Here is a 7965-nt window from a genome sequence, read left to right as displayed (position 1 = left end):
TCGTCACCGGGGCCGGCGGCCGGCCCCCCGCCCTCCTGCCGCGGGGAGGTGGTGCCTGAGCACCGAGGACCGCCCGCCGGGTCAGCTCCCGGGCCGGCGCGTCGAGACCCACCCCCCATCGCTGGAGGACCCATGGAGATCACGCTCACCACCCGCCACACCACCGTGCCGGAGCGCTTCCGCCGACACCTCGAGGACAAGCTCGCCAAGGTCGAGCAGGTCGCCCCCCGGGCCGACCGCCTCGACGTCGTGATCAGCCACGAGATGAACCCGCGCCAGCCGCAGAGCTGCGAGCGCGTGGAGCTGACGCTGCGGCACCGCCGGGAGGTCGTGCGCGCCGAGGCCTGCGCCGACGACGCGCACGGCGCCCTCGACCTCGCGGAGGAGAAGCTCCTCGAGCGCCTGCGCCGGCTGCGTGACCGCCGCAAGGTCCACCACGGCCGCCAGACGCCGCCGTCGGTGCGGCGCGGCTCGGTGCCCGAGGCGTCGTCCGCCCCGCCGCTCGGCCTCGCGCCGCCCGCGGCCGCCGACGACGGCGCGTCCGGTGAGGAGGACGAGCCCGACGCGACGGTGAGCGCGCTGGGCCCGGGGGAGGACGAGCACGGGCTGGCGGACGCCGTCGGCGCCTCCCCGGTGCGCATCCGGGAGAAGACGCACCTGGCGCACCCCATGAGCGTGGACGAGGCCCTCGCCCAGATGGAGGCGCTGGGGCACGACTTCTACCTCTTCCTGTGCCGCAGCACGGGCGCGGTCAGCCTGGTCTACCGCCGCCGGGGCTGGAGCTACGGCGTCATCCGGCTCGAGGAGGCGCCCGAGGAGGCGGCCGGCCCTCCCGGGTCGGCCGGCGTCGTGCCCGGCAGGTGCGGCCCAACCGGTGGGCGGCGGGCTCCGAAGACCTCGGACGGGGAAGCGGTCCCCGGTCGGCACGCCGGTGGCCCTCGCGGTCCCGTGGCGTGGCCCGATCGTGACGGGGCCGGTCGAGACGGGCGAGGGCAGCCGCTGGCATGCTCGCGTCGGCCCCCGGCCGGGCGGAGACCCGCCGGGGTGGACGGGAGGGCGATGGACGTGCGGAGCGCGGACGCCGGAGCGGTGCGGGCGGGTGCCCAGGGCGCTGTCGACGGGAAGGGCGCTGTCGACGGGAAGGGCGGTGCCGACGGGAAGGGCGGTGCCGACGGGAGGGACGACGTCGACGGGACGGTGGCCGTCCCCGGAGCGGTGCTGGACGCCGCGGCCGGGCCGGCGGGAGCCGGTGCGCCGGAGCGCATCAGGGTGCTCGTCGTCGACGACCACGTGCTCTACCGCCGCGGGCTGGAGCGCGTCCTCGAGCTCGACGACGACATCGTCATCGTCGGGGAGGCCGCGGACGGCACCGAGGCCATCGCGCGCGCTGAGGAGCTGCTGCCCGACGTCGTCCTCATGGACGTGCGGATGCCGCGGCGCGGCGGCATCGAGGCGTGCGCCGCCATCCGCGAGGTGGCCCCGAGCACCCGCATCCTCATGCTGACCATGAGCGAGGAGGAGTCCGACCTCTTCAGCGCCGTCCAGGCCGGGGCCAACGGGTACCTGCTCAAGGACGTGCCGGGCGAGGAGATCGCGGCGAGCCTGCGCGCCGTCCACGGCGGCCAGTCGCTCATCAGCCCGTCCATGGCGAGCCACCTGCTGGCTGAGTTCGCCGCGCTCAGCCGGAGGGGCGCCACCCGCGAGGACGCCCCCGCGGTGCCCGCCCCGCGGCTGACCGCCCGCGAGCTCGAGGTGCTGCGGCTCGTCGCGCGCGGCCGCTCCAACCGCGACATCGCCGGCGAGCTCTGGATCTCCGAGAACACGGTGAAGAACCACGTGCGGAACCTGCTCGAGAAGCTCCAGCTGCACTCGCGGATGGAGGCGGCCATGTACGCCGTCAAGGAGAAGCTGCTCGACCCGAGCCCCTGACCGCCCGACGATCGGCGGGCGGGCCGTCGCGCACCGCGCGCGCCCGGGGGTGGCAGCATCGGCGGCCGTGGCGGACGGGCGAGGAGGAGGGCCCGGCGGCACGCGGGGCCGGGAGGTGCTGACCGCGGCGCAGGCGCGGCGGACGGCGCTCGCGGCGCAGGGCTTCGCCGACCGGCGGCCGCCGGGGGTGCCGACGATGCGGCACGTGCAGCGCGTCCTCGACCGCGTCGGTCTGCTCCAGCTGGACTCGGTCAACGTCGTCGCGCGCAGCCACCGGCTGCCGCTGTTCAGCCGGCTGGGGCCCTACGACGACGACCTGCTGCGCCGCGCCGCCGAGCGGCCGCCGCGGCGGCTCGTGGAGTACTGGGCCCACGAGGCGAGCCTCGTGCCCCCGGCCACGCACCGTCTCCTGCGCTGGCGCATGGCCCGGGCGGCCGACGAGGCGTGGGGCCGCTACCGGCGCATCCTCGCGGAGCGGCCCCGGCTGCTCGACGAGGTCCTGGGCGCCGTCCGCGAGGGCGGGGCCATGACGGCCGCGCAGCTGACGGCGCACCTGCACCCGGGCGTGCCGCGCAGCTCGGCCGGCTCGTGGATGGTCCCGCCGACCGAGGCCGTGCTCGCGGGGCCGGCGCGCGACGTCAAGGCCGCCGCCGAGCAGCTCTTCTGGTCCGGCGAGCTCACGGCCGCCGGGCGCACCGCGCAGTTCGAGCGGCGCTACGACCTGCCCGAGCGGGTGCTGCCGCCCGAGGTGGCCGGCGCCCCGGACCCGGACGAGGCGGACGCCGTCCGCGGCCTCGTCGAGATCGCCGGGCGCTCGCTCGGCGTCGCCACCGAGGCGCACCTGCGCGACTACTTCCGCCTGCGCCCCGACGCCTCGCGCCGCGCCGTCGACGAGCTGGTCGAGGCCGGCGTCCTCGCGCCCGTCACGGTGCGGGGGTGGGCGCGCCCGGCGCTGCTGCACCGCGACGCCGCCTTCCCGCGGCGCGTCGCCGGGCGGGCCCTGCTCTCGCCGTTCGACTCGCTCGTCTTCGAGCGCTCGCGCACCGAGGCGCTCTTCGGCGTCCGCCTCCGGCTGGAGATCTACGTGCCCGCCGCCCGGCGCGTGCACGGCTACTACGTGCTGCCGCTCCTCCTCGACGGCGAGCTCGTGGCGCGCGTCGACCTCAAGGCCGACCGGGCCGGCCGCGTCCTGCGCGTCCAGGCCGCCTGGGCCGAGCCATGGGCGCCCGCGCACGCCGCCGAGGAGCTCGCGGGGGAGCTGCGGTCGATGGCGGCGTGGCTCGACCTCGACGACGTCGCCGTGACGGGCCCCGGCGACCTGGCGCCCGCCCTGCGCGAGGCCCTGCGCGCGACCTGACCACTTCTCGTCGCCCGAACGGCTGGGCGTCCCCGGACCCCTCCGCGAGGGGACCCGGACCGGACTTCGTGGCCTTTGTCCGTCCGGGCGGCGCTCCAGGGCGAAGTTCGTAGTCTTGGTCCGTCGGAACGGCGCTCCGGGGCGGAGTTCGTAGCCTTCTCCGTCGAGGAGACGCTCCGGGGCGGAGTCCGTAGCCCTTCCCCGTCAGGTGCTCAGGCGTCGGGCAGGTCCTGCGCCCGCAGCACGAAACGGTCGAGCGGCGTCGGTGGGGCGTCCGGCTCTCCGCCCCCGGCGAGGTCCCAGCCGGCCGGGGCGAAGCCGGCGCGCAGCGCGACGGCGCGGCTCGCGGCGTTGCCCGGCTCGGCGCGCACGAGCACGGCCGGCAAGCCGAGCCCGCCGACCTCCGCGGGCAGCAGCGCGTGGCGCGCGACGGCCCGCACGCCCGTCGTCACGACGCCGCGCCCGCGCGCGTCGGGGTGCGCCCAGTAGCCGATCTCCGCCGGACGGCCGCCCTGGCCCAGGGCGAAGAGGGTCACGGACGCCAGGCACCGGTCGTCGCGGGCGTCGGCGGCGCACCAGGCCACGGCGTGCCCCTCGGCCGCGTCCCGCCGCATCCCCTCGACGAAGTCCCGCGCGTCCTGCCGCCCGTAGTGCTCCGGCAGCCGCGGCAGCCAGCGTCGCGTGAGGGGGTCGGTGCCGGCCTCGACGACGCGGCCCGCGTCGTCGTCGCGCCACGGCCGCAGGACGACGTCGCCGAGGTCGACGCGCGGGACGTCGAGCCAGGGCGTGGCCGGGGTGGTCGGGTCGCCCGCCGCCCAGGTGCCGAGCCAGCAGTCGCGCAGCTCGCCGCGCTGCAGCTCTGCCCGCCGGACGGCGCCCTCGACGCGGAAGCCCGCGGCCCAGGCGGCGCGGCGGCTCGGCCAGTTCCCGACGTGGGCGATCCACCGCACGGCGGCGGCCCCGTGCTCGGCCGCCCACGGCAGGAGGACCCGCAGCGCCGCCGACACCGCGCCGCGGCCGCGGTGCCGGGCGTCGAGGCCGTAGCCGACGGACAGCACGCCGTCGGTGCCCGTCCGGCGCAGCGCGACGTTCCCCGCGTGCTCGCCGTCGACGTCCAGCGCCCACGTCATCGCCTCGCCGGAGGCCCAGCCCGCCGGCACGACGTCGCGGACGAAGCCCTCGGCGTCCTCGCGCCCGTAGGGCACCGGCACGGTCGTCCAGCGGGCGAACTCCGCCTCGGATGCCATCGCCAGCACGGCCTGGACGTCGTCCTCCCGGTAGGCGCGCAGCCGCACGCCCCCGCCGGCCTCCAGGTCGGGCGCCGCGGTCGGGAGGGCGGCGGTCACCGGGCGTGGCGCGACGGCGTCGATCGGTGCGGGTGACGTCATGGGGCCGACCCTGCCGCCGTCGACGGCCCCGGGCAACGACGTTCCCGTCGACGCACCGCCTCCCGCGGGCGGGAGCGGGCGCGCGGCGGCACGCTGGCCGGATGGCGGACGAGACGACGACGGTGGAGCGGCGCGGGGACGGCTACGTCCTCCTGGAGGAGGGGCGCGAGCTCGTGCAGCTCGTGGGCCGGCCGGTGGACGACGACGTCGTCGCGCTGGTGAGCACGGAGACCGACCTCGACCGGCAGGGCGAGGGCCTCGCCGGCCGGCTCGTCGGCGCCGCGATGGACGACCTGCGCCAGCGCGGCCTGCGCGTGCGCCCCGACTGCCCCTACGTGGCCGCGTGGCTGGAGCGCCACCCCGACCAGCAGGACCTCGTCGCGGGCTGAGGTGCGTCCGACCCGGGGCGAGCCCGTCGCGGCGCGACGGCCGGTGACCGCCGCGTGCGTAGCATGACGGCCGACCTGACCAGCGCCGCGGGAGCCCTCCGGGGGGCCCGTGCGCGCGGACGACGAGGGAGTTCGCGACGTGGGGATGCTCGAGAAGCTGCTGAGGGCCGGCGAGGGCCGCGCCGTGCGGCGGCTGCAGGGCCTGGCCGACCAGGTCAACGCCCTCGAGGAGGACTTCGAGAAGCTCTCCGACGCGGAGATCCGCGAGGAGACCGACCGCTTCCGCGAGCGCGTGGCCGACGGCGAGTCGCTCGACCACCTCCTGCCCGAGGCCTTCGCCAACTGCCGGGAGGCCTCCCGCCGCAGCCTGGGGCAGCGGCACTTCGACGTCCAGGTCATGGGCGGGGCCGCGCTGCACCTCGGCAACATCGCCGAGATGAAGACGGGTGAGGGCAAGACGCTCGTCGCGACGCTGCCGGCGTACCTCAACGCGCTCACCGGCAAGGGCGTCCACGTCATCACCGTGAACGACTTCCTCGCGTCCTACCAGAGCGAGCTCATGGGGCGGGTCTTCCGCTTCCTCGGGGTCACCTCCGGCTGCATCACCGACGGCATGCGCCCGGAGCAGCGGCGCGAGCAGTACGCCAACGACATCACGTACGGCACGAACACCCAGTTCGGCTTCGACTACCTGCGCGACAACATGGCGTGGCAGACCGCGGAGATGGTCCAGCGCGGCCACGCCTTCGCCATCGTCGACGAGGTCGACTCGATCCTCATCGACGAGGCCCGCACGCCGCTCATCATCTCGGGCCCCGCGCAGGGTGACGCGACCCGCTGGTACGCCGAGTTCGCGAAGGTCGCGAGGACCCTCAAGCTCGACGTGGACTACGAGGTCGACGAGAAGAAGCGCACCGTCGGCGTCCTCGAGAGCGGCATCGAGAAGGTCGAGGACCGGCTCGGCATCTCCAACCTCTACGACTCGGTGAACACCCCGTACGTCGGCTACCTCAACAACGCGGTGAAGGCGAAGGAGCTGTTCACGCGCGACAAGGACTACGTCGTCACCGACGGCGAGGTCCTCATCGTCGACGAGCACACCGGCCGCATCCTCGCGGGGCGCCGCTACAACGAGGGCATGCACCAGGCCATCGAGGCCAAGGAGGGCGTGGAGGTCAAGGCCGAGAACCAGACCCTCGCCACCATCACGCTGCAGAACTACTTCCGCATGTACGACAAGCTGTCCGGGATGACGGGCACCGCCACCACCGAGGCGGCCGAGTTCAACGGGACGTACAAGCTCGGCGTCATCCCCATCCCGACGAACCGCCCGATGCAGCGCGTGGACCAGAGCGACCTCGTCTTCAAGACCGAGGAGGCCAAGCTCGACGCCGTGGTCGAGGACATCGCCGAGCGCCACGAGAAGGGCCAGCCCGTCCTCGTCGGCACGACGAGCGTCAGCAAGAGCGAGCGCCTGTCCACCCAGCTGGCGAAGCGGGGCGTGCGCCACGAGGTGCTCAACGCCAAGCAGCACGCCCGGGAGGCGGCCATCGTCGCGATGGCCGGGCGCAAGGGCGCCGTCACCGTCGCCACGAACATGGCCGGCCGCGGCACCGACATCATGCTCGGCGGCAACGCCGAGTTCCTCGCCGTCAGCCGCATGCACGAGCGCGGCCTCGACCCGGCCGAGAAGCCCGAGGAGTACGAGGCCCTGTGGCCCGAGGTGCTCGCCGAGGCCGAGGCCGCCGTCAAGTCCGGCCACGACGAGGTGACCGAGCTCGGCGGCCTCTACGTGCTCGGCACGGAGCGGCACGAGTCGCGGCGCATCGACAACCAGCTGCGGGGGCGCTCGGGCCGCCAGGGCGACCCGGGGGAGTCGCGCTTCTACCTCTCCCTGCGCGACGACCTCATGCGGCTGTTCAACTCCGGCGCCGCCGAGTCGCTCATGGCCCGCACCGGGTTCCCCGACGACATGCCGCTCGAGAGCAAGGTCGTCAGCCGCGCCATCCAGAGCGCGCAGGGCCAGGTCGAGGCCCGCAACTTCGAGATCCGCAAGAACGTCCTCAAGTACGACGACGTCCTCAACCGCCAGCGCCAGGTCATCTACGACGAGCGGCGCCGCGTGCTCGAGGGCGAGGACCTGCAGGAGCAGGTCTCGCACTTCGTCACCGACGTCGTCACCGGGTACATCACGGCGGCGACGGCCGACGGCTTCGCGGAGGACTGGGACCTCGACCAGCTCGTGACGGCGCTCGGCACCCTCTACCCGATCAGCCTCACCGTGGCCGACCTCGAGGAGGAGGCCGGCGGCCGGAACCGGATCACGAAGGAGATGCTGCTCGAGGAGGTGCTCAGCGACGTGCGCCTCGCCTACGAGCGCCGCGAGGAGCAGCTCGGCGAGGAGGCGATGCGCCAGCTCGAGCGCCGCGTCGTCCTGTCGGTGCTCGACCGCAAGTGGCGCGAGCACCTCTACGAGATGGACTACCTGCAGGAAGGCATCTCGCTGCGCTCGATGGCCCAGCGCGACCCGCTCGTGGAGTACCAGCGCGAGGGCTACCTGCTCTTCACGGCGATGATGGACGCCATCAAGGAGGAGTCGGTCGGCTACCTCTTCAACCTCGAGGTGCAGGTGGCGCCGCCGGCGCCCCAGCAGGCCGCGCCGTCGGGGGCCGCCTCCGGCGCCCTGGCCGCCGGCATCGCCGCCGCCGCCCCGCAGCTCAAGGCCAAGGGCCTCGACGAGCCGACGACACCGCAGCGCCTGGCGTACAGCGCCGGGTCGGTCGTCATCGTCTCCTTCACGACGGCCAGCGTCCGGCTCATCGCCGCCGCGGGAGGGGCGCGCGAGCAGGCGCGACTGGCCCACCTGGCCCGGTGGAGCGGCTGGGCCCACCTCGCGGGCGGC

5 protein-coding genes and 1 pseudogene are annotated in these 7965 nt (G+C 75.3%); 5 read left to right on the top strand and 1 reads right to left on the bottom strand.

The genetic code is table 11. The features are described from left to right. Positions 1–132: 132 nt before the first annotated feature. The 3 genes and pseudogenes from hpf to HLB09_RS10135 all read left to right on the top strand — a co-directional run. Positions 133–780 (top strand): annotated as a pseudogene (hpf, locus tag HLB09_RS20380) (ribosome hibernation-promoting factor, HPF/YfiA family); the annotation flags it as partial. 417 nt (positions 781–1197) lie between these two features. Continuing rightward, positions 1198–1929 (top strand): response regulator, encoded by a 732-nt coding sequence (locus tag HLB09_RS20375; protein ID WP_409372998.1) that lies wholly within the window; start codon positions 1198–1200, stop codon positions 1927–1929. Positions 1930–1996: 67 nt separating this feature from the next. Next, positions 1997–3286 carry a winged helix-turn-helix domain-containing protein gene (locus tag HLB09_RS10135; RefSeq protein ID WP_322790120.1) on the top strand — a complete coding sequence of 430 codons (1290 nt, stop codon included), beginning with the start codon at positions 1997–1999 and terminating at the stop codon, positions 3284–3286. Between the two features lie 212 nt (positions 3287–3498). Here the strand turns inward: HLB09_RS10135 and HLB09_RS10130 are convergent, their stop codons facing one another. Continuing rightward, entirely contained in the window at positions 3499–4674 is a 1176-nt protein-coding gene (locus tag HLB09_RS10130) for a GNAT family N-acetyltransferase (protein WP_171203260.1), read from the bottom strand. 101 nt (positions 4675–4775) lie between these two features. On the opposite strand from HLB09_RS10130, the gene HLB09_RS10125 reads away from it, so the two are divergent. After that, positions 4776–5063 (top strand): GNAT family N-acetyltransferase, encoded by a 288-nt coding sequence (locus HLB09_RS10125; RefSeq protein ID WP_171203259.1) that lies wholly within the window; start codon positions 4776–4778, stop codon positions 5061–5063. 145 nt (positions 5064–5208) lie between these two features. After that, on the top strand, positions 5209–7965 hold a 2757-nt coding region (gene secA / locus HLB09_RS10120; RefSeq protein WP_171203261.1), incomplete at its 3' end, for a preprotein translocase subunit SecA.

It is taken from the genome of Pseudokineococcus marinus (assembly GCF_013004605.1).
Classification (GTDB): Bacteria; Actinomycetota; Actinomycetes; order Actinomycetales; family Quadrisphaeraceae; genus Pseudokineococcus; species Pseudokineococcus marinus.
The sequence above is the reverse complement of the archived record's forward strand: the minus strand, read 5'-3'. Positions and strand labels throughout refer to the sequence as shown.